The organism is Streptomyces sp. NBC_01508, from assembly GCF_045040315.1.
In the GTDB taxonomy this organism is placed as follows: domain Bacteria; phylum Actinomycetota; class Actinomycetes; order Streptomycetales; family Streptomycetaceae; genus Streptomyces.
Window position 1 is genome coordinate 6,580,654 of sequence record NZ_CP109419.1, and the last position, 22,043, is coordinate 6,602,696.

Genomic DNA, 22,043 nt, shown 5'->3' on the forward strand with positions numbered 1-22,043 from the left:
GCTGATCCCCGTGCCTCACCGGCGGCGCGGCAGCAGGCCCGCCAGCCTGCGCCGGACCGCCGGGTCCGGCAGGGCGCTCACCGCGTCGGCCGCCCGCTCGCGTGCGTAACCGGTCACCGACCGGTCGGCGAGCAGCCTGGCCAGGGCGTCCACCGCCCGTGGATCCCGGCGCGCCGCCAGGCCGCGCGCCGCCTCGGCGGCCGTGACCGCCACCGGGTCCGCCAGCCGGGCCGCCAGCGCCTCGCGGATCGCGGGCGTGTCGGCGTCGATCCCCGCCAGGGCCGTCGTCGCCCGTTCGCGCACCGTGCCGTCGATGTCCGCGCCGAGCGCCGTCAGCGCCGCCACCCCCTCCTCGTGGTCGCCCGGCACGAGCCCGACCAGCGCGCCGGCCACCCGGCGGCGTATCGCGGCGTCCGGATGCCCGGCGTGCCGCAGGATCTCCGGCAGGCCGTCCACATCACCCCGCTGTCCCAGCGCCGTCACGCTCGCGGCGATCAGTTCCGGCGTCACCGCGCGGGCGCTCAACTCCCGCAGCGGCGCCAGCGCCCGGGCCGCGAAGGCCCGCCCGACCGGCCCCGGACCCGGATCTGGCCCCGGCCCCATTCCCCCGAGCACGTCCGCGGCCAGCGCGCGGCGCAGCGGATCGTCGCTCGCGCACCAGGCGAGTGCCGTCTGGAACGACTCCTCGTCGCCGCGCCGGCACAGCGCGGCCACCGCCTCGCGCCAGTCGTCCCGGCCGGGCACCGCGCACCGCAGCGCCCGCCCCGCCACCTCCTCGAACGGCGTCCGGACGCCCAGCGACTCCTCCAGGACCGTGACGATCGCCGCGTGTCCGGTCTGCCGCTCCAGGCTCGCCACCGGCGCGCCGTCCTTCAGCGTCTCGACGACGACCGTCACCCCGCCGTCCTCCTCGATCCGGCGCACCACCATCTCGTCGCCCTCGCCGGCCATCGGCAGCAGCTCGGCGTGCAGTTCGTGCTCCACCGCCTCGGGCGCCGTCCACCGCCGCGCCTCGGCCAGCGCCTCGGCCGACGTCTGATCGCGGGCGCCCGCGCCGTGCCGCAGCAGGGCCCGTACGGTCGACAACGAGCCGCGCCGGGCGGCCGTCACCAGCGGCGGCTCGCCGTCCGGGGCGCCGCCGCCGGGGCCGGGGAGGCCGGGGTCGGCGCCGTGCTCCAGCAGCGCCGCCACCGTGTCCGGGTGGCCCTGTCCGACCGCCCAGGCCAGCGCCGTGAAGCCGTACGCCTCGCGCCGGTCGGGGGCGGCGCCCGAGGCCAGCAGGGCCAGCACCACCTCCGTATGGCCGCCGCACGCCGCCCCGCACAGTGGCAGGTCGCCGCCGTCTGGGCCGCTCGCGCGCTCGGGGTCGGCGCCCGCGGCCAGCAGCAGCCGGACCGCGCCGGGTTCGTCGCTCACCGCGGCGGCGTAGAGCGCGCTCTGGCCGTCCCGATCGGTCGTCTCGGCGGGGACACCGGAGCGGAGCAGCGCGACGACGGTGTCGTCCCGGCCCTCGTACACGGCCGAGAACAGCTCGTCCCGCGCACGGTCGGAGCCCGCTGTCCGCTCATTCGTCATACTTCGACCTTCGCTCGGGAAGGTCATTCACGCCAAATCGACACCTCGCCGACTGCCGGTCGGATGTGGCGAACTCCCTTTCGGTGAAGGGGAGTTCAGGTGTCGCAGTCGAGCACGGTGTGACAGAGCTGGCACCGCGCCCGCACCCGGCCCCGGACCGGCACGCGGATGCGCTGATAACAGGTCGGGCAGGGGAACGACACCCGCAGCCCGTCGGTGGGCGTCTCGAAGGCGTACGGGCGCCCCGCGTTGCCGGACCCGGACCCGGACGTGGACCCGGACCCGGACGCGGACGCGGACGCGGCCCCGGACCCGCCGGGGTGGTCGAGCGCGTAGCGCCGGTCCTTGGCGTACCGGTGCCGGCCCGACCAGCCCGCCGTGGTCAGCGGCGGCTGCTGCTCGTCGCGGACGGCCTGCGCCTTGCCCTTCGTGTACGCGGTGTAGCCCTGCGGGCTGGTGAACCAGATGCCGGGGTCCTCGTTGAACACGATGGCGCGCTTGGCCAGTACGTACCCGAACTCCTCCGGCGTCAGATAACCGAGCTTCTGGCTGGAGTCCCGGTCCTCCCGGAACGCGTCGAGCAGCAGCCAGCCCGCGCCCAGATAGGTCGTCACGGTGTCCGTCAGGATCTCGTTGTCGCGGGTGCCGGGGAAGCTCAGCCCGAGCCGGTGCAGCAGGACATGGGTGATCTCGTGTGCGAGGGCCGCGCCGATGTCCCTGCGGTGCTTGCGGAAACGGTCGTTCAGCTCGATGAAGTACTCGGGTCCCGCCGTCAGTTCGACGCTCGCCGCGTGCTCCATCTCGCGGAAGCTGACGATCATCCGGGCGTCCGGCAGACGCAGCTGCTGGACCAGCGCGCGGGCCACCCGCTGCACCCCGAGATGGAGGTCGTCGCCATCGGCGAAGGCGACGTCGGCGGGTGCGACGCTGGTGTCGTACCGCCGGACGCCGTCGTCCGACATGCGCTGGTAGAGCGCCGTGATGGCGGCCCGCGCGGTGTCGAGATGCGGATAACCGCGCACCACCGGGCTGCCGTTCGCCGGGCCTGTGTCCGTCACGCCACTACCCCTTCGCAGGACGGTCGACCGTTGTCAACTGTACGGGGGCCGCCCGCCGGGTGCCGGGTGGAGGCCGACCGTTCGGTTGGCCGAATCCCACATCTTGTGCGACGGCTGATTTCCTCTCCATAATCCGGATCACGCTGTGGCGAGCGGGTACGGGCGGTCTTCGTCTCATCGGGCCGTCGGCCGGCTTCGCCATGCGTACGGCACCCCCACGTGCTGAGCGTCATCCGTACACAGCTTCACGCACGGCAGCCCCACGCAAGACCATCACATGCACTGTTTCCCCCCACGAAAGGCAGTCAGTTGAGCATTCTGCGTGCCCTGAAACGATGTGCCGTCGTCGGCGCGGTCGTCCTCGCCGGTGTCAGCCTCCAGCCCACCACCGCGTCGGCCGCCCCGACCCCGGCCCCGCCGGTCGTCGGCGGCACCCCCGCCGAGCAGGGCGAGTTCCCCTTCATGGTCCGCCTCTCCATGGGCTGCGGCGGGGCGCTCTACGAGAAGGACATCGTCCTGACCGCCGCCCACTGCGTGGACGGTTCCGGTCCCGACACGAGCATCACCGCCACGGCGGGCGTCGTGGACCTCCAGAGCCCGGACGCCGTCGAAGTCAACTCCACCGAGGTCCTTCAGGCCCCCGGCTACAACGGCACCGGCAAGGACTGGGCGCTGATCAAGCTCGCCGAGCCGATCGACCTGCCCACGCTCGCGATAGCGACCGACGACACGTACGACAACGGCGAGTTCACCGTCGCCGGCTGGGGTGCGGCCACCGAGGGCGGTGCCCAGGAGCGGTACCTGCTCAAGGCCAACGTGCCGTTCGTCTCCGACGCGGACTGCGGTGCCGCGTACGGCGGCAGCTTCGTCGCGGACGAGGAGATCTGTGCCGGATTCCTCGCGGAGGGCGGCACGGACACCTGTCAGGGTGACTCGGGCGGTCCGATGTTCCGTCAGGACGACGCCGGTGCCTGGATCCAGGTCGGCATCGTCAGCTACGGCCAGGGCTGCGCGCGTCCGGACTACCCGGGCGTCTACGCCGAGGTCTCCACGTTCGCGACCGCCATCCAGTCGGCCGCGGCGGGTCTGTGACGAAGGGTCCGGGACGGCCGGTCTGTGACGGCGCCTCTGTGAACGCGCTCTGACGACGGCGGACGGGCCAACGGTGCGCGGCGCGGCGCAGTGGACGCGCCGGGCGCGTGAGGTGACCCGTACGAGCGGGGGTGGGTTCCGGGCCGGTCGGTCCGGAACCCACCCCCGCTTCCCGTGCCCCGGACCGACCCGGATCCGCCGGACAGGCCCCCGCCGCTTCGCCCGTGCGGGCGCCGTGTCGGGGCCGCTCGCGCGGCGGCCGTGGGTCTGGGGGCGATCCGGTGTTCGGTGGCCGGACGACGACCGGAGGCCGACCGTTCGGTTGGCCGAGATTCATATCTTGTGGGGCCGCTCCCGCCCTCCGGATAATCCGGATCGCGTTCCTGTCGGGCTCATGCCAATCGTCGTGCGACGCGCGTCGACCCGTGCGCCCTTCAGGGGTACATCCCTCAATCCCCCACGAAAGGCAGACCGTTGAGCATTCAGGGTGTCCTCAAGAGATGCATCGCCGCCGGCGCTGTCATGCTCGCCGCCATCAGCCTCCAGACCACCGCGGCCTCCGCCGCGCCCGTGCCGGACGCGCCCAAGACACAGGCCGCGGCCCCCCTCGCCCCGCCCGTCGTCGGCGGCACCCGCGCCGCCCAGGGCGAGTTCCCCTTCATGGTCCGCCTCTCCATGGGCTGCGGCGGCTCCCTGTACTCGCCCACCGTCGTGCTCACCGCCGCGCACTGTGTGAGCGGATCGGGCAACAACACCAGCATCACCGCCACCGCCGGTGTCGTCGACCTCCAGAGCACCAGCGCCATCAAGGTCCGCTCCACCAAGGTCCTCCAGGCCCCCGGCTACAACGGCAGCGGCAAGGACTGGGCGCTGATCAAGCTCGCCTCGCCGATCAACCAGCCGACCCTGAAGATCGCCACCACCACCGCGTACAACAACGGCAACTTCACCGTCGCCGGCTGGGGCGCGGCCACCGAGGGCGGCGCCCAGCAGCGCTACCTCCTCAAGGCCACCGTCCCGTTCGTCTCCGACGCCAGCTGCAACTCGTCCTACGGCGGCCAGGTCATCGCGAGCGAGGAGATCTGCGCCGGATTCGCCGCCGGCGGCACGGACACCTGCCAGGGTGACTCCGGCGGCCCGATGTTCCGCAAGGACAACGCGGGCGCCTTCATCCAGGTCGGCATCGTGAGCTGGGGCAACGGCTGCGCCCGGCCCAACTACCCCGGCGTCTACACCGAGGTCTCCACCTTCGCCTCCGCCATCGCGTCGGCCGCGTCCACGCTGTGACCTCGTGAGCTGAACGGGTGGCGGACCCACCCGGAGGGCGGGACAGGCCACGGACACGCGTCGGCGCGTTAGTCCAAGACCTGTCCCGCCTTTGTCCATGGGCGCACCCGCTCCCCGCGACGCAAATTGACGTGCACGGAACACCGTGGACGAAGAGGAGCGACGTGAACGCCAACGCAAGCGCCCCAGGCCCCCGCCGCAGAACCGTCGTGGCCGCCACCGCACTCGCCGGAGCCGGCGCCGCCCTCGCCTCCCCCGGCGGCGCCTTCGCGGCCGGTACGGGGCCGGCCACCGGCCCCGCGCCCGCCCCCGGCACCCGGGAGACCGTCCTGCGCTCCCGCCGGCTGGAGGTCCGCGTCGACAGCGGCTTCCCGCGCGTCGTGTCGTACACCGACCGGGGCACCCGCGCCGTCCTGCACGGGCAGCGCACCCCCGTCACCGCCGTCCTCATCGACGGAGCGCCGCACATCCCGAAGGTCACCACCCGCCCCGCCGGCCGTGACCGGATCTCGTACACCCTCGCCTTCGACGGCGGCACCGAGATCGACACCGAGATCACCGTCGACGGATGGCGCGTCGACTGGCGTGTCACCCGCGTCGCGGACACCGACGCCCTGCGCGTCGGCACCCTGGAGCTGCCCGAACTCGCCCTGCTCTGCGTACGCGACGACCAGAGCGGCGCCACGCTGCTGGCCGCCCGTGTCGAAATCGACAAGGCCAAGAGCGGCGACACCCTCGTCCGGGTCACACCCGACACCCCCGCCAGAGCGGCGACGGGCTGCGCGTACGCCGTCGTGGCGCACGACCTGCTCGGCGGCGCGATCGAGACCAACACCGTGTACGACAAGCCCGGCACCGGCACCACCTGGGACAACGGCCGGCTGTGGCACCGCACCGAGCGCCGCGACGGCACCGTCGAGGCCCAACTGCGCTGCGGCCAGTGGACACACCGCGCACACACCTCACCGGTCGACGCCACCGAACCACTGCCGTACGCCACCGTGATCATCACCCGCGACCGGGGCGGCGACGGCACCGTCGACTGGCAGGACGCCGCCATCGCCTTCCGCGACATCATGGTCACCCCGCTCGGCGCCGACGAACAGCATCTGCGGGTCGTCCCGCACATCCCCTTCAACTTCGCCAGCCAGGCCACCAACCCGTTCCTGGCCACACTCGACCAGGTCAAACGGATCTCACTGGCCACCGACGGGCTGCGCCAGTACACCCTCCTCAAGGGCTACCAGTCCGAGGGCCACGACTCGGCGCACCCCGACTACGCCGGAAACCACAACACCCGCGCCGGCGGTCTCGCCGACCTCAACACCCTCCTCAAGGAGGGCGCGAAGTGGCACAGCGACTTCGGCGTCCACGTCAACGCCACCGAGTCCTACCCCGTCGCGAACGCCTTCTCCGAAACACTCGTCGACAAGACCAACGAGCAGTGGGACTGGCTCGACCAGAGCTACCGCATCGACGCCCGCCGCGACCTCGTCTCCGGCGACATCGTCACACGCTTCCAGGACCTGCGCGACGAGACCCATCCCGCGCTCAACACCCTCTACATCGACGTCTTCCGCGAGTCCGGCTGGAACTCCGACCGGCTCCAGCGCGCGCTGCGCGACCAGGGCTGGCACATCACCACCGAATGGGGCCACGGCCTGGAGCGCTCGGCGCTCTGGTCGCACTGGGCCACCGAGACCGACTACGGCGCCGACACCTCACGCGGCGTCAACTCCCAGCTCATCCGCTTCATCCGCAACCACCAGAAGGACGTCTTCGCCGACAAGTGGCCCACGCTGCTCGGCATCCCGCGCACCGGCAACTTCGAGGGCTGGGTCGGCAAGACCGACTGGAACGTGTTCTACGAGCTGATCTGGACCGAGTCGCTGCCCGCCAAGTACCTCCAGGCGTACCCCATCCAGCGCTGGACCGAGCACGAGATCAGCTTCGCCGGGCCGACCGGGACCGTCGTCAGCGACACCGACGGCACCCGGCGCATCACCACCGACGGGCGGCTCGTCTACGACGGCGGGTCCTACCTGCTGCCCTGGGAACCGCGCGAGGCCAGGAACCCGGCCAAGCTCTACCACTACAACCCCCGGGGCGGCAGCACCCAGTGGCAGCTGCCGCGCGGCTGGGGCGGGCGCTCCCGCACCGCCCTGTACCGCCTCACCGACCAGGGCCGCGAACACGTCGCCGACCTGCCCGTGCGGGGCGGCAAGGTCACCGTCGACGCCGCGGCCGGGCAGCCGTACGTGCTCTACCCCGGCCGGGTACGCGACACCCCCGACCCGCACTGGGGGCAGGCCACACCGGTCCACGACCCCGGCTTCAACTCGGGCTCCACGGACGGCTGGCGGGTGAGCGGCCCGGCCCGCGTCGAGCTGAGCGCGCTCGGCGACCACGAGCTGGTGATCGGCGCGGGCGGCGCGGCCTCCGTAGGACAGCGCCTCGAACGCCTCGCGCCGGGCACCTACGCCGCGTCCGTGCAGGTCGAGGTCGGCAAGACGGCGGGGGAGCGGCGCCGGGCGGCCCTTGAGGTCCGCACGTCCGACGGCGTGACGGCCGTCAACTTCACGGAAACCTCCACGGCGGGCAACTACGTCGCCGCCGACCGCAAGCACGGCACCCGCTTCCAAAGGATGTTCACCCACTTCACCGTCCCGGAGCGCGGCGGCCCCGTCGACCTCGCCCTGACGGCGGCGGCGGGCGAGGCACGGGTGCGCTTCGACAACATCCGCGTCGTCGGCGCCCGGCGCACCACGAAGCGCGGCGTACTCGTCCACGAGGACTTCCAGCACGTCCCCCAGGGCTGGGGCGTCTTCGTGAAGGGCGACGCGGGCGGCGCCACCGACCCGCGCACCCATATCGCCCAGCGGCACGCGCCGTACACACAGCGCGGCTGGAACGGCAAGGTGATCGACGACGTCATCGACGGCACCGAATCACTCAAGTCACGTGGCGAGAACGACGGGCTGGTGTACCGCACCGTGCCGCACACCGTCCGCTTCGAACCGGGCACGCGCTACCGCGTCACCTTCCGCCACGAGAACGAGAAGGCCGGCCAGTACGCCTGGATCACGGCGGTGGACGAGCCGGGGGAGCGCGAGCTGTCCCGTACGGAACTGCCCGTCGCCACCGAACCGACCGTCCTGAGCTACGAGTTCACCACCCCGGACAAGGGCGAGGCGTGGGTCGGACTGCGCAAGGTGGGCGACGACGGGACGGCGGAGTTCGTACTCGACGCGTTCGAGGTCCGCGAGCTGTAGCAGCCGCCGGGCGGGCCGAGAGGCCCGTCCGGCGCCGTTCTCACGCCAGCCGTACGTGCTCCTCGCCCGCGCCCTGAAGCTCCAGCACCCACACCTCGTTGCGCCCCTCGCGCAGCACAGGCCCCGGCACGTACAGCGACTCCTGCGGGCCCACCGCCCAGTAACGGCCCAGGCAGAACCCGTTGACCCAGACGAAGCCGCGCGTCCAGCCCGGCAGCCGCAGCCGGGCGTCACCGGGGGACACCACATCGAACGCCCCCCGGTACAGCCCCCGCGCGCCCGGCTCACCCGGCTCACCCGGCTCACCCGGCCAGGACGGGGCGCGGAACGGCAGCGCGGCGACCGCCGCCGCGTCGTCGAAGGCGTCCAGCCGCAGCCCCCGCGCCGTCACACCGTGCAGATACTGCCGCTCGTGCAGAAATCCGCCCGTGATCCCCTTCGGCTCACCCGTGCGCGGCCCGTAGTTGACCCGCCCCAGGGACTCCACCCACGCCTCGACCACCGCGGGCCCGGCCACCGGCTCCGCCAGCACCGGGTCCTCCTCGCTCAGCACCCCCGCCCGCACCCCGTCGACCTGGACGACCGCCAGATCCCGCAGCCCGGACAGCGTGAGCCGATACGGCTGCCGGGGACCCGGCACCTCCACGCGGTAGCGCACCAGCCCCCGGTCCACGCCCAGTTCCTCGAACGACGGCGGCATCGGTGACCGTGTCTCCGCTCCGCCCAGCGCGTCGATCACCTCGTCCAGCGGCGCCCACGCGTCCAGCTCCGCGCGCACCGGCCCGCCACCCAGCACGGGCGGCGCCGGCGGCACCTCGGGCAGGGGCCCCTCCCGGTAGCCCGCCAGCACCTCACGGAACTGCCAGAACTTCTCAGTGGGCCGCCCCATCTCGTCCACCGGCGCGTCGTAGTCGTACGACGTCACGTCCGGCTCCAGCGCACCCTCGTGCAGCGCGCCCGCGCGATTGGCGCCCGCCCGGCCCGCGAAGTTCGTGCCCCCGTGCGCCATGTAGATGTTCACCGACGCCCCGCACTCCAGGATCTCGCGCAGCGCGTCCGCCGCGTCGGCCGGATCACGCACCACATGCGGCGCGCCCCAGTGGTCGAACCAGCCGCACCAGAACTCCATGCACATCAGCGGCCCGTCGGCCCGGTGCTCGCGCAGCTTCCCGAAACCGGCGCGGGCTCCCGAACCGAAGTTCACCGTGGCCAGCACACCGGGCACCGAGCCACCGGTCAGCATGTGGTCCTCCGGACCGTCGGAGGTGAACAGCGGCACGTCGATTCCGCAGGTACGCAGCAGCGCGGCCAGAGTCGAGAGGTACGGAAGGTCGGAGCCGTAACTCCCGTACTCGTTCTCGACCTGCACCATGATCACCGGGCCGCCGCGGTCGATCTGGCGGGCGGCGACCTGCGGCAGGAGACGGCACAACCACCGCTCCACCGCCGCCAGATACGCCGGATCACCCGTCCGTACGCGCGAACCCACCGCCGCCGTCAGCCAGTGCGGCAGCCCCCCGTTGTCCCACTCCGCGCAGATGTACGGCCCCGGCCGCACGATCGCCCACAGCCCCGCCGCACCGGCCGCGTCCAGGAACCGGCCCAGCGCCTCCACGTCCGCGTACCGGCCCGGCACGGGCTCGTGCAGATTCCACGGGACGTACGTCTCCACACAGTTCAGGCCCATCGCGCGCAACATCCGCAGCCGGTGCGGCCACTGCTCCTCGTGGACCCGGAAGTAGTGCAGCGCCCCCGACAGCAGCCGCACCGGCCGACCGTCCACCAGGAAATCCCTGTCACCTACAGTGAACTCGGCCACGGCCGCCGCCCTTCGATCGGATCATGTGCCGGGCCCAGCCTGGCCCCTGGCCAGGGACGGGTCCATGGACAAAGATCGGCGGTGCATGGACGCAGACGAAACCGGCAGGGGAGGCGCGGAAACGGATGTACCACACCTGGATGCGGTACTTCACCCCCAGCCCCGCGCACCACCGCCTCGGCCTCGTCTGCCTCGGCGTCGGCCTCCAGCACGGCCGGCTGCCGACCGTCGGACCCCGCGTCCTCGACCACCACGTCGCCGTCGTCATCGGCGCGGGCGGCGGCTGGTACCACGACACCGAAGGACACCGCACCACCGTCACCGCGCCCGCGCTGCTCTGGCTGATCCCCGGCGTACCCCACCACTACGGCGCCGACCCCGAGACCGGCTGGGACGAGAGCTTCGTCGACTTCACCGGCCCCGCCACCGACACATACACCGAACTCGGCTACATCGAGACGGACCGCCCCGTCGTCCCCCTCGCCGACGCGGCCGGCGCCCGCGCCGCCGTCGGCCGCATCGTGCGCGCCGCGCGGCGCGGCAACCCCTTCCTGGAGGTCGAGACCGGCGCCGGCGTTCACGAACTGCTCGTCGCACTGCGCCGCGCCCGCGCCGACACCAACGCCGAGGGCGACCTCGTCCTGAAGGCCCTCGCCCGCGACGCCTTCCTGCCGCTCTCCGTCGCCGAACACGCCGCACGGCACGGCATGACCCCCGCCGAACTGCGGAACGCCGTACGCAGAGGCACCGGATGCAGCCCCAAGGACTACCTGCTGGGCATCAGACTCGGCCACGCCAAGGAACTCCTCGCCGCCACCGAACTGCCCGTCGCCGCCGTCGCGCGCCGCGTCGGCTACGACGACCCGGCCTACTTCTCCCGGCTGTTCACACGCCGCGTGGGCACCGCGCCCGTCCGCTTCCGCGAACGCCAGGGCCGCACCGTCCCCGGCGGCTGGAGCGACCGCGTCCCGGACCCCGACGACCCCCCGACGATCACGACGCCCTCTCCGTGAGACGCCGCCGACCGCCGCCCGCCGACCGCCGACCGCCGCCCGCCGCCCGCCGCAGGCTTGGCCAGGCCAGGCCCTAAGCTTTCGCACCATGACCACGAGTGACAACGGCGGCATCGACCGGTCCGTCCAAGCCGAACTGGACCGGCTCCGCGGCAGCATCGACAACATCGACGCGGCAGTCGTCCATATGCTGGCCGAACGGTTCAAATGCACCCAACAAGTCGGCCTCCTCAAAGCCGCACACCACCTGCCGCCCGCCGACCCGGCCCGCGAAGCCCGCCAGATCACCCGGCTCCGCCAGCTCGCCGAGAGCGCCCGGCTCGACCCCGCGTTCGCCGAGAAACTGCTGAATTTCGTCATCGCCGAGGTGATCCGCCACCACGAGACGCTCGCGGACGGCGCGGGGCGCACCCCCGAAGCCGACCGCACCGAAGGAGCCGACCGCGCCTGAACCGGGCGCCCCCCCGCCCCCACACCCCCGGACCGTGCTCCCGCAACCCGCCCCGGTGCGCTGACAGCGCAACCCCCACCTGCTGCGCGGCCCCCGGCCCATCGGGCAGCATGGCTCCATGTCCGTACTGACGCGCGACGAAGCGCAGACCCGTGCCCAGCTCATCGACGTCCACCGGTACACGGTCGCCCTCGACCTGACCACCGGCGACGACACCTTCGAATCCCGTGCCGCCATCCACTTCACCGCCCGCGCGGCCGGCGACACCTTCGTCGAGCTGAAGCCCGCCCTGCTGCGCTCCGTCACCCTCGACGGACAACCCCTGGACCCCGACGGACTCACCGGGAACCGGCTCGCGCTCCCCTCACTCGCCGCGGGCGAGCACGAACTGCTCATCGACGCCACCATGCGCTACTCCCGCACCTGCGAGGGCATGCACCGCTTCACCGACCCCGCCGACGGCGAGACCTACGTCTACTCCCAGCTGTTCCTCGAAGACGCCCAACGGGTCTTCGCCGTCTTCGACCAGCCCGACCTCAAGGCCGTCTTCGCCCTCACCGTCACCGCCCCCGACGGCTGGACCGTCCTCGGCAACGGCATCGCCACCGACGAGGGCGACGGCCGCTGGAGTATCGCGCCGACCCCGCCCATCTCCACCTACCTCGTGGCCGTCGCCGCCGGCCCCTGGCACTCCGTACGCACCGAACACGCGGGCCTGCCCTTCGGTATCCACTGCCGCCGCTCCCTGGCACCCCATCTCGACATCGACGCCGACGAGATCTTCACCATCACCCGCGCCTGCTACGACCGCTACCACGAGAAGTTCGAGGAGCCGTACCCCTTCGACTCCTACGACCAGGCGTTCGTCCCGGAGTTCAACGCGGGCGCCATGGAGAACCCGGGCCTCGTCACCTTCCGCGACGAATTCGTCTACCGCTCCGCCGTGACCGACAACGAGCGGCAGACCCGGGCCATGGTCATCGCCCACGAAATGGCCCACATGTGGTTCGGCGACCTCGTCACGCTCACCTGGTGGGACGACATCTGGCTCAACGAGTCCTTCGCCGAGTACATGGGCTACCAGACCCTCACCGAGGCCACCCGCCACACCGACACCTGGGTCGCCTTCGGCATCGACCGCAAGCCCTGGGGCTACGACGCCGACCAGCGGCCCTCCACGCACCCCGTAGCACCCGACACCGACGCCGTGCCCGACACCGCGTCCGCGATGCTCAACTTCGACGGCATCTCCTACGCCAAGGGCGCCTCCGCGCTGCGCCAACTCGTCTCCTGGCTGGGCGAGAAGGACTTCCTCGCCGGCATCAACACCCACTTCGCCCAGCACAAGTTCTCCAACGCCACCCTCGCCGACTTCATCGACTCGCTCGCCGCCTCCACCGACCGCGACGTGCACCGGTGGGCCGGGCAGTGGCTCCGTACGACCGGCATCGACACCCTCACCCCCACCGTCACCAACGGCAGCGGCACCGGCTCCGAGACCGGCTGGACACTCCACGTCGCCCAGGACGGCGACCGCCCGCACCGCATCGCCGTCGGCGCCTACGACCGCGACCTCGTCGACCCCGGCCGCCTCACCCCGCGCGACCGCTTCGAGATCGACATCCCGCAACAGGACGGCCCCACCGTCCGCCCCGGCCGCCGCCCCGACCTCGTCGTCCTCAACGACGGCGACCTCGGCTACGCCAAGGTCCGCCTCGACGAGCGGTCCTGGGCCACCGCGCTCGACGCCCTCTCCGGCATCCCCGACCCACTCACCCGCACCGTCGTCTGGAACGCGGCCCGCGACATGGTCCGCGACGGCGAACTCGCCCCCACCGCCTACCTGAACGCCGCCCGCACCCACCTCCCGCACGAATCCGACCTCGCCATCGTCCAAGGCGTCCTCGGCTTCGCCGCCACCCAGATCACCGACCGCTACCTCGGCCCCGACGACCGCCCCGCCGCCCTCGCCGGCCTCACCGCCATCTGCCGCGCCCTCATCCGCCGCACCGAGGACGGCAACGCACCCGGCCTGCGCCTCACCGCCGTACGCCACTTCATCTCCGCCGCCACCCAACCCGACGGCATCCAGGACTGGCTGGGCTCCGGCAGCGTCCCCGGCGGTCCCGAACTCGACCCCGAACTGCGCTGGCGCATCCTCTACCGCCTCGCCGTCCTCGGCGCCACCGACGAAGCCGCCATCACCGACGAACTCACCCGCGACCCCAGCGCCACCGGCCAGGAAGGCGCCGCCCGCTGCCGCGCCGCCCTCCCCGACGCCGCCGCCAAAGCCGCCGCCTGGGAGCGGATGTTCCTGACCGACGACCTGTCCAACTACCTCTTCACCGCCACCGCCCAAGGCTTCTGGCAGCCCGAACAGACCGAACTCGTCAGGAAGTACGTTCCGCGCTACTACACCGACGCCGTCGAACTCGCCACCCGCCGCGGCCCCGCCATCGCCGAATGCGCCGGCCGCCACGCCTTCCCGCTGCACGCCGTGGACAAGGAATCGCTGCGCCTGGGCGAGGAATGCCTGACCGGCCCCGACATCCTCCCCGCCCTGCGCCGCAAACTCGCCGACCAACTCGACGACCTGCGCCGCGCGTTGCGTGTACGTGGCAGCTAATGGGTGAACGCCGTCCCACGGGACTTATCCGTCTCGTGGGACGATTCCGCCCGGCTGAAGTGAAGTTGACGGGCCAAAAGACAAGGGTCTAACCTCGAATTGTTACGAGCCCTTCGGTGGAGCGCGACCAGGAGTCCGACTTCGGTTCGGATTCCCACCCGGAGCCTTGAGCTGGCGATTCTCAGAAGTGACTTCTCACTTCGGAGGTTCGGACGAGCGAGAGACCGGCCAGCGATTCAGCGAGTGGAAGCAGCGCGTATCGCACGAATCCGTGTGCTCATGGCCTCTTGTCGGCCGTGAGTGGTCAGTTCGCAGCGGTGCAGCCGCATGACGTTCTGTTCGGTTCGCGCGAAAAGGTGGGCCCAGTCATCGACCACTACTCCTCTGTCGATCGCGTCTATTACATCGACGATTCCGGCATCCCCAAAACCGGCCTCGCCCTGTATTCGGCGCTGGGCGTTTCTGTATGGTACGCCCCGCAGATTCAGCGGGCCTGGCACCGGCTGCGCGAAGACTGGCTCGCCACACAGGGTGTCCCCACCGATTTCGAGCTGCACGCCAGTCAGTTTCTGGGCGGCCGAGGGCGTCCCGGTGGTGGCAATCCGCTCAAGATCGAGCGCTACCGCATGGCGCAGGAAGCCTTGGACGTCCTGGGTGTCCAGCCGGGTCTTTCGATCACCACCGCCTACTGCGACCGCGCGGGAAACTGGCGCGAGGCGAAGGCGGCGTCCTACTCCCGGCTGCTGCGCCGTCTTGACCAGCAACTCGGTCTCACGGGTGAGTGTGCCGCGCTCGTGGTCGACGGAGACGGTTCCGAGGACCTGTACGAGCGCGTTCACCAGGAGATCCGCCCCGCTCGCATCCCGCTCCCGGCGGCCGAGGTGCCCGCGCACACGTCGGACTGGCTTCAGATGGCGGACCTGGTCGCCTACACCGCATGCCAGGCCATCGCCCGGCTGGAACCGAAGCGCTACATGTGGGGCTGGTACGCCAGGCATCTGCCGAAGGCCGCGCCACCCGAACCATGCTGACGCGAAGACGCACACGACCCGCCCCATGACGAGACCCCGGCCAGTGGCCGGGGTCCGTGAAAGCAGACCTGGCGCGTGCAGACGCACGGCCCGGACCGCATCTCCGAGTGTAGCCGCCTCTCCGGCGTCCAGCCAGTGCGACTTTCGTTGGTCGTTGAATCAGCACGCCACTCAATGAAAGGAAAGGTATGAGCATCTCCTACGGATTCCAGGAGCCCGTCATGTCGTCGGAGGGGACGACAACGCAGGACGCCGACCATGGGGCGACGAGCGGACCGGAGACGATCTCGTGCTATCTCGGCGGCGAGGAGTTCACCGTCTCGGGGTTCGAGCGCACATTGCCCGCACTCTCCTCGGCCGGCGACCGAGCCCTCCTGGTGAAGGCGGGCCTCGCTTCGCACGCCACGTCGCTGGACGAGGACGGATGGCACGCGGTGGCGCGAGCGATCGTCACCCCGGCGGCCGCCGCCGCACAGTTGCGGTCGGAGAAGGGCCAGGCATCGGCACTCATCGAAGAGCACGTCGAGGGCGCGACCCTGCGCTCGCTGCACACACGAGCCTGGCTCAGCGAACTCTTCCCCGCCCTTCAGCCTCGGACCGGCCAGGAATCACTGCCCGAGAAAGACCCGGAGGTCCACGGAGACACCGACGGCCAAGGGCGGCCCTACGCACGCGTCGTGTACCGCTACCGCCATCTCGAACACCTCCGGACCCACCTCAAGCAGACCATCGAAGCGACCCGCCGCGCCAACCCGGAGCCGTACGACCGGTCGATCCTCGCCCGCAGGATCACACGCGCGGTGATCGCGCATCCCTGTCGGCTTGAATTCCTGGACGGATCCGAGCCGGTCGACGTCCTCGTCGTACGCGACGGCATCACCCGGCTGACCAGCGCCTGGGCCCTGCTCACCGAAGGAGAGTCGCCGTACGCCGACGACATCGCGGACACCGCGCTCGGCATTCTGCTGGAGACCAAGAGCGTGCGCCGCGGGGCCGCGGCGAAGCCACTCGGCCAGCGCATGGCCATCGGCCGCCAGGACGCGCTCTCCACCCTGCACGGCGAGTTCCACCGCGGGGTGTCCGCCGACCCACCGTCCGACAGGGCGGTGCGCCTGGGACAGACACTGGTCGTCCCCACCCAGATCACGGTCGGCATCCGCCCGCACGGCTCCGCCGGACTGTCCGAACAGGAGGTCTTCGACGACGCCGTACGCTCCATCCTCGCCTCCGTACACGTCGAATTCCGCGCCTGGGAACCCGCCGCACAGAACGTCGAGGTCGGATCGCGCGCCATCAGCCGGGTACGGCTGCCGGGGCTGCCCGAGAACACCCTTCGCGACGGGATCATCGGCCTCGCGCTCGGGCGCAGGAAGCCCGAAGAGGTCCCGCGGGTCTTCGGCGACGAGGCCGTTCCCGGCACCCCACTGTGGCGCGCCGTCCTGCTCACCCACTTCATGACCAGGCCCGACATCTTCGAACAGGTCAAGCGGCACGCCAAGGACATCAAGGGCGTGGCCCGGATGAGGAACGCGGCATACGCCGAACTCCTGGGGCCGATCATCGATCTGCCATGGCGGGGCGCCAAGGCCGGCTCACTCAAGCAGGCGCGAAACGCCTGGGCGAACGGCGGAGTGCTCACCAAGGGCGTCATGGGGGACTGGACTCCGGTGCCGTGCGCCGACTTCGCCCTCCTTCCCGAGCGGGCGTGGGCCGGCGACAACAACGCCCGGCAGACCCTTGTCGTAGCCGGTGGTGCAGCGCTTGTCGCCGACAAACTGGTGACCCGCAACGTCGGCTCCGCGGTGGGCAGAACGGTTCCCTTCCGCGCCAACGTGGACCAGATCGTCGCCGGACTCGCACAATCGCGGGAGGGGCTGTGGGTGCTGGCGTTCGCGGCACAGAATTTCGACGCCGACCGCGAATGCCTCAACTCCTTCACCGAGGCCCAGTTGGTCGGACGCAACACCTCGCGCATGTACAGCATCCCGGCTGTCGACCTCGCGGCGACCGACAAGGTCCGCAGGGACGCCGGCGGCATGGCCGCGGAACAGCTCACGCCCTGGCAGGTCGCCGTCATCTCCGATCCGGACCGGGCGCGTGAGGCCGAGCAGCTCGACCAACTGCCCCCAGCCGGCGGGCAGAAGCCGCTGGGGGAGCGGTTCGCCGCCGAGCGGCGCGCTGTGCGGCAGGGCGTGGACGACGCGCGGAAGGCCGTCGAGCGCCTTCTCGATCTGGCCGACACGGCGGAAGCACGGGCAACCACTCTGCACCCCTTCGGGTCGGACGACGAACTGAAGAAGCTCATCGAGAGCGTACGCACGCTCGCCGGCCGCATCGTTGTCCCTGGACAGGCACCCGGCACCTGGACGGACGAAGAGACGGACGACGAGGACACGGACTGACCCGAGTGACGAATCGGGAATTGTGACCCACAGGGGACCACGGCCCGGTTCCTCCTTCAGCGCACGCCCCGACCCCAATACCCCCGCCGGGTCCCGATCGTTGTGCACCGTGGGCACCACCCGGCCGACCCCGGACACCCCGGTGCAGCTGCCCCACGCGCCCTGAAGGACCCCCATGACCGACCTGTCAGCAGACGATCACGACCGGCCGCACGACCTGGTCGGCATCGGCATCGGCCCGTTCAACCTCTCCCTCGCCGCGCTCGCCGACGGCGTCCACGGAGGACTCGACACCACCTTCTACGAACAGCGCCCCGCCTTCCACTGGCACCCCGGCCTGCTCCTCGACGACGCCACCCTCCAAGTGCCCTTCCTGGCGGACCTGGTGACCCTCGTCGACCCGGCGAGCCCCTGGTCCTTCCTGAGCCACCTCAGGGCGCGCGAACGGCTCTACCCCTTCTACTTCGCCGAACGCTTCCACATCCGGCGCGCCGAGTACGACGCCTACTGCCGCTGGGTCAGCGAACAACTCCCCGGACTCCACTTCGGCCACCAGGTCGACGCCGTCCGCTGGAACGCCGAACGCGCCCTGTTCGAGGTCGACTTCACCCAACTCGACCAGGACGGCGAGGTCGAGGCGCTCGGCCGCGCCTACACCCGCAACGTCGCACTCGGCATCGGCACCGAGCCCCACATCCCCGAACCGCTCACCCTCCTCACCGAGGCCCCCGCCGTCCCCGTGATCCACTCCGCCGACTACCTCGACCAGCGCGAGCGGATCCTCGAAGCCGAACACATCACCGTCGTCGGCTCCGGACAGTCCGGCGCCGAGGTCTTCCTCGACCTGCTGCGCGCCCGCCCCGCCGGCGCCGAGAAACTCCACTGGCTCGCCCGCACCGAGGCCTTCGCGCCCATGGAGTACTCCAAACTCGGCCTGGAGCAGTTCACCCCCGACTACACCGCCTACTTCCACGCCCTGCCCGAACGCGTCCGCGACGAACTCGTCCCACGCCAGTGGCAGCTCCACAAAGGCATCGACGCCGCCACCATCGCGGCCATCCACGACGAGCTGTACCGCCGCACGCTCCACGGCGGCTGGCCCGACGCCGTCCTGACCCCCGGCGTCCTCGTCCGCACGGCGGGACGCGTCGGCGCCACCAGGATCGAACTGCACCTGGAACACGCCCAGCAGTCCGGCCGCTCCCGCCTCACCACCGACGCCGTCGTCCTCGCCACCGGCTACCGCGAACGCCCGCTCGGCCGCCTGCTGGCCGGACTCGACCCGTACATGCGGCTCGACGCGTCCCAACGCCCGCGCGTCGACGACACGTACCGCCTCGCCCTCGACCCCTCGGTCACCGGCTCGGTGTACGTACAGAACGCCGAACGCCACACGCACGGCGTCGGCACCCCCGACCTCGGCCTCGCCGCCTGGCGCAGCGCCACGATCCTCAACTCGCTGACCGGCACCGAGCCCTACCCGCTGCCGCGGCGCACCGCGTTCACCAGCTTCGGCCTCGACGGACAGGAAAGGCACCGGCAGGTGCCGGTGCCCAGGGGACTCGTACCGCTCTCAGAGGTGCGCTGAACCGCCTTCCGCATGGGGTTTGCGCCGGCGCGGTGCCGAGGGGACGGCACCGCACCGGCGCGTCATCGCGCGACGAGTCAGAAGACCGGGGTGCCGTCGCGCGTGAGCTTCCAGTCCACCGAGGCGAACCGCGCAGGGTCGACGGTCTTCTCCGTCTGCACCCACGTGATGATCGTGTTCCGGATCTCGTCCGGATCGGTCCACAGCTGCTGGGCACCCGCGACATGCGGGAAGTTCCCGCCGCCGCTCGCCCGGTAGTTGTTCACCGCCAGCACGAACTTCGCCGCCGGGTCCAGCGGCTTCCCCTCGAAGGACAGATTCACGATCCGCGAACCGGCCGCCGCGGCGATGTCGATCTCGTACGTCAGCCCCGACACCACGTCGTAGTTGTAGTCCGGGATGCTGTCCGCGTTCGTCAGCTTCGACGTGTCCACCGGCGCTCCGGCCGCCGTCCGTACGTAGTACCTCGCCGAGAACTCCAGATAGTCCCTCAACTGAGCACCCGTCAACAGCCGCGCCTCCAGGGTGTTCTCGAACGGATACAACCCCGCCGCGTCCCTGATGGTCACCTCACCCGCCGGGATCCCCGCCGTACGCGAGAAGCACGACGCCTGCGACAGCAACGGCAGCGCCGCCCACTCACCACCCGCCAGACCCGCCTTCACGGTCTGCGTCTGCACATGGTTGATCAGGTCGATCAGCGGCTCGTCCCGCCACGGCGCGTCGGCCGTGTTCATCGCCGCCGTCGACGTCCCGATCACCTGGTTGACATACGCCACGACCTTGCGGTGCTCCTCCACCAGCAGTCCGGTGATCTTCCGGTCCTCGTCCACCGTGTTCGAGTTCAGAACCTTGGCGCCCACCCTCTCGACCGACCAACGGCCCCGCTCCCACACCAGGTCGAAGTCGAACAGCGTCAGCCGCTGCCCCCACTTCAGCGGCTCGGACAGCACCACGTCCCTACCGGTCTCCTTGTTGGTCACCCGGTACTCCGGGATCTCACTGTGCGCGTGCCCCACCAGGATCGCGTCGATACCCGGCACCTGCTCGGCCACCAGACCCGCGGCGTTCTCCACGTGCGGAAGCTGATCTCCGTAGGAGGACGTGCCGCTCGACCCCGAGTGCGCGGACACGATCACCACATCGGCGCCCATCGACCGCAGCTTGGGCACCCACTTCGCCGCCTGCTCCTCAAGACCCGGGAACGTCATCTTCCCCTGGACATTCGCCTTGTCCCAGATCGCGATGCCCGGATTCGTCAGCCCCAGCACCGCCACCCGCACATCACGCCCGTGCGGCGTGCGCAGCCGCTTCATCACATACGGCGGGAACGCCGGCCGCAGCGTCTTCGCGTCCAGCGCGTTGGCACCGAGCAGCGGAAAACGGCACTGCTCCTCGAACTTTCGCAGCACTGGAATGCCGTAGTTGAACTCGTGGTTGCCGAGCGCCGCCGCGTCGTAACCGATCGCGTTCATCGCCTGCGCCATCGGGTGCACCGGGCCACGCTTCGCCGTGATCGGGTCGATCTTGGCGTAGTAGTACGAGAGCTGGGTGCCCTGGATGGTGTCGCCCGCGTCGATGAGCAGGGTGTTGCCCCGGCCCTTCTCCTTACGTATGCGGTTCACCAGCGTGGAGATCTTCGCCAGACCGACATCGTTGCGGTCCTTGTCGTCGAACTCCCTGTCCGTGAAGTAGTCCCAGTTGAAGACGTTGCCGTGCAGGTCGGTGGTGCCCATCACCGTGAACGAGTACCGCTTCGGCGGACGTCCATGGCCCTGCCCAGGGCCCTCGCCGCGCTCCCGCGCCCCCGCCGGGACGGCCGCGCCCCCGGCGATCGCCACACCGGCTCCGGCGGCGGCCGACCGGCCCAGGAACGTCCTTCGGTTCAGCGGCATCGCTACTCCCTCGATCTCGTCACCCACACGCACAACGCGCGTAGATAAGGCGGCTAGATTCTGACGCAGGAACGCCGGATCGAACACCCCCGGCGGGTTTCGATCCGATGACCGCCGAATGTCGTGACCGGACGGGAAGCGGGACGGGAGGCCGGATGGGAGAGTGACACATACGCCCACCACCCCCAACTCGCCGCCGTACACAGGGAGACCCCACCCGTGACCACCGACACCCCCGCCTCCGCCCCCTACGGCACACCCGAAACCCCCAGGGTCGCCGTCCGCGGCGAGGCACGCCTGGAGTTCGACCCGGAGATCGCCAGGATCGGCGTCACGGTCAGCGCCCGCGGCACGGACCGGCGCACCGCGCTCGACGACCTCACCCGCCGCAACAACGACGCCCTGAACCTCATCAAGTCCTACCAGGACGCCGTCGAGAAGCTGGAGACCGGCTCCTTCTCCATCAACCCCGAACTCACCCGGCGCGGCCGAGGCGAACGCGTCCACGCCTACCACGGCCGTGTCCACATCAACGCCGAACTCACCGACTTCACCGCACTCGGCGAACTCACCACCCGCCTCGCCGACCTCGAACTCACCACCGTCGACGGCCCCTGGTGGACCCTGCGCCCCGACTCACCCGCACACGGCGAGGCCCGCCGGCAAGCGGTCCGCGAAGCCGTCCAGCGCGCCCGCGAATACGCCGGGGCGCTCGGCGCGAACCTCGCCGCGCTCGTCGAACTCGCCGACATCGGAGCGGAGAACGCCGCGCCCTACGCCACGCGTGCCCCCGCGTACGCGACGAGCGGTTTCGGCGGCGCCCCCGAGGCAGCCGCCGCGGCACCCGCACTGGACCTCGAACCGCAGCGCCAGACCGTGTACGCGCAGGTGAACGCGCGCTTCACGATGACACCGCCGACTCTCTGAGCCCGAC

General features: G+C 71.1%; 14 protein-coding genes. 10 read left to right on the forward strand and 4 right to left on the reverse strand.

Annotated elements, in window-relative coordinates; translation table 11 throughout:
* Positions 1-15 precede the first annotated feature (15 nt).
* Both OG700_RS30445 and OG700_RS30450 read right to left on the reverse strand, forming a co-directional pair.
* Positions 16-1,575 carry an ankyrin repeat domain-containing protein gene (locus OG700_RS30445; RefSeq protein WP_405619143.1) on the reverse strand — a complete coding sequence of 520 codons (1,560 nt, stop codon included), beginning with the start codon at positions 1,573-1,575 and terminating at the stop codon, positions 16-18.
* A 95-nt stretch (positions 1,576-1,670) separates the two neighbouring features.
* Complete coding sequence (locus OG700_RS30450) at positions 1,671-2,633, reverse strand: hypothetical protein (protein ID WP_405619145.1); 963 nt, start codon at positions 2,631-2,633, stop codon at positions 1,671-1,673.
* A gap of 309 nt (positions 2,634-2,942) precedes the next feature.
* Here OG700_RS30450 and OG700_RS30455 point away from each other — a divergent pair, with 309 nt between their 5' ends.
* The 3 genes from OG700_RS30455 (at position 2,943) to OG700_RS30465 (ending at position 8,284) form a co-directional block, all read left to right on the forward strand.
* Positions 2,943-3,725: a serine protease gene (locus OG700_RS30455; protein ID WP_405619147.1), complete on the forward strand. Its 783-nt coding sequence runs from the start codon at positions 2,943-2,945 to the stop codon at positions 3,723-3,725.
* A gap of 522 nt (positions 3,726-4,247) precedes the next feature.
* Positions 4,248-5,012, forward strand: a complete 765-nt coding sequence (locus OG700_RS30460; protein ID WP_405622087.1) for a S1 family peptidase — start codon at positions 4,248-4,250, stop codon at positions 5,010-5,012.
* Positions 5,013-5,176: 164 nt separating this feature from the next.
* The gene (locus OG700_RS30465; RefSeq protein WP_405619149.1) at positions 5,177-8,284 is read left to right on the forward strand and encodes an endo-alpha-N-acetylgalactosaminidase family protein; all 3,108 of its coding nucleotides are present in this window, start codon (positions 5,177-5,179) and stop codon (positions 8,282-8,284) included.
* 40 nt (positions 8,285-8,324) lie between these two features.
* On the opposite strand, the gene OG700_RS30470 is transcribed toward OG700_RS30465, so the two are convergent.
* Complete coding sequence (locus OG700_RS30470) at positions 8,325-10,103, reverse strand: glycoside hydrolase family 35 protein (protein WP_405619151.1); 1,779 nt, start codon at positions 10,101-10,103, stop codon at positions 8,325-8,327.
* Positions 10,104-10,228: 125 nt separating this feature from the next.
* On the opposite strand from OG700_RS30470, the gene OG700_RS30475 reads away from it, so the two are divergent.
* From OG700_RS30475 to OG700_RS30500, 6 genes are all read left to right on the forward strand, one after another.
* Entirely contained in the window at positions 10,229-11,116 is an 888-nt protein-coding gene (locus OG700_RS30475; RefSeq protein WP_405619153.1) for a helix-turn-helix domain-containing protein, read from the forward strand.
* An 88-nt stretch (positions 11,117-11,204) separates the two neighbouring features.
* Positions 11,205-11,567, forward strand: a complete 363-nt coding sequence (locus OG700_RS30480; protein ID WP_405619155.1) for a chorismate mutase — start codon at positions 11,205-11,207, stop codon at positions 11,565-11,567.
* 118 nt (positions 11,568-11,685) lie between these two features.
* Positions 11,686-14,193, forward strand: coding sequence for an aminopeptidase N (pepN, locus tag OG700_RS30485; RefSeq protein ID WP_405619157.1), 2,508 nt, complete (start codon positions 11,686-11,688; stop codon positions 14,191-14,193).
* 296 nt (positions 14,194-14,489) lie between these two features.
* Positions 14,490-15,224 carry a DUF3800 domain-containing protein gene (locus OG700_RS30490; protein WP_405619159.1) on the forward strand — a complete coding sequence of 245 codons (735 nt, stop codon included), beginning with the start codon at positions 14,490-14,492 and terminating at the stop codon, positions 15,222-15,224.
* Positions 15,225-15,412: 188 nt separating this feature from the next.
* A complete protein-coding gene (locus OG700_RS30495) occupies positions 15,413-17,626 on the forward strand; it encodes a hypothetical protein (protein ID WP_405619161.1) in 2,214 nt (737 codons plus the stop codon).
* Between the two features lie 175 nt (positions 17,627-17,801).
* A complete protein-coding gene (locus OG700_RS30500; protein ID WP_405619163.1) occupies positions 17,802-19,214 on the forward strand; it encodes a lysine N(6)-hydroxylase/L-ornithine N(5)-oxygenase family protein in 1,413 nt (470 codons plus the stop codon).
* Between the two features lie 77 nt (positions 19,215-19,291).
* Here OG700_RS30500 and OG700_RS30505 read toward each other — a convergent pair whose 3' ends face one another.
* Positions 19,292-21,109 carry a bifunctional metallophosphatase/5'-nucleotidase gene (locus OG700_RS30505; RefSeq protein ID WP_405619165.1) on the reverse strand — a complete coding sequence of 606 codons (1,818 nt, stop codon included), beginning with the start codon at positions 21,107-21,109 and terminating at the stop codon, positions 19,292-19,294.
* A 219-nt stretch (positions 21,110-21,328) separates the two neighbouring features.
* On the opposite strand from OG700_RS30505, the gene OG700_RS30510 reads away from it, so the two are divergent.
* Positions 21,329-22,036: an SIMPL domain-containing protein gene (locus OG700_RS30510; RefSeq protein ID WP_405619167.1), complete on the forward strand. Its 708-nt coding sequence runs from the start codon at positions 21,329-21,331 to the stop codon at positions 22,034-22,036.
* Positions 22,037-22,043: the final 7 nt, after the last annotated feature.

Coding starts and splice junctions, on each gene's coding strand:
- OG700_RS30445 (WP_405619143.1), bottom strand. CDS start 1,575: ATGACGAATGAGCGGACAGCGGGCTCCGACCGTGCGCGGGACGAGCTG.
- OG700_RS30460 (WP_405622087.1), top strand. CDS start 4,248: ATGCTCGCCGCCATCAGCCTCCAGACCACCGCGGCCTCCGCCGCGCCC.
- OG700_RS30475 (WP_405619153.1), top strand. CDS start 10,229: ATGTACCACACCTGGATGCGGTACTTCACCCCCAGCCCCGCGCACCAC.
- OG700_RS30480 (WP_405619155.1), top strand. CDS start 11,205: ATGACCACGAGTGACAACGGCGGCATCGACCGGTCCGTCCAAGCCGAA.
- pepN (WP_405619157.1), top strand. CDS start 11,686: ATGTCCGTACTGACGCGCGACGAAGCGCAGACCCGTGCCCAGCTCATC.
- OG700_RS30495 (WP_405619161.1), top strand. CDS start 15,413: ATGAGCATCTCCTACGGATTCCAGGAGCCCGTCATGTCGTCGGAGGGG.
- OG700_RS30500 (WP_405619163.1), top strand. CDS start 17,802: ATGACCGACCTGTCAGCAGACGATCACGACCGGCCGCACGACCTGGTC.
- OG700_RS30505 (WP_405619165.1), bottom strand. CDS start 21,109: ATGCCGCTGAACCGAAGGACGTTCCTGGGCCGGTCGGCCGCCGCCGGA.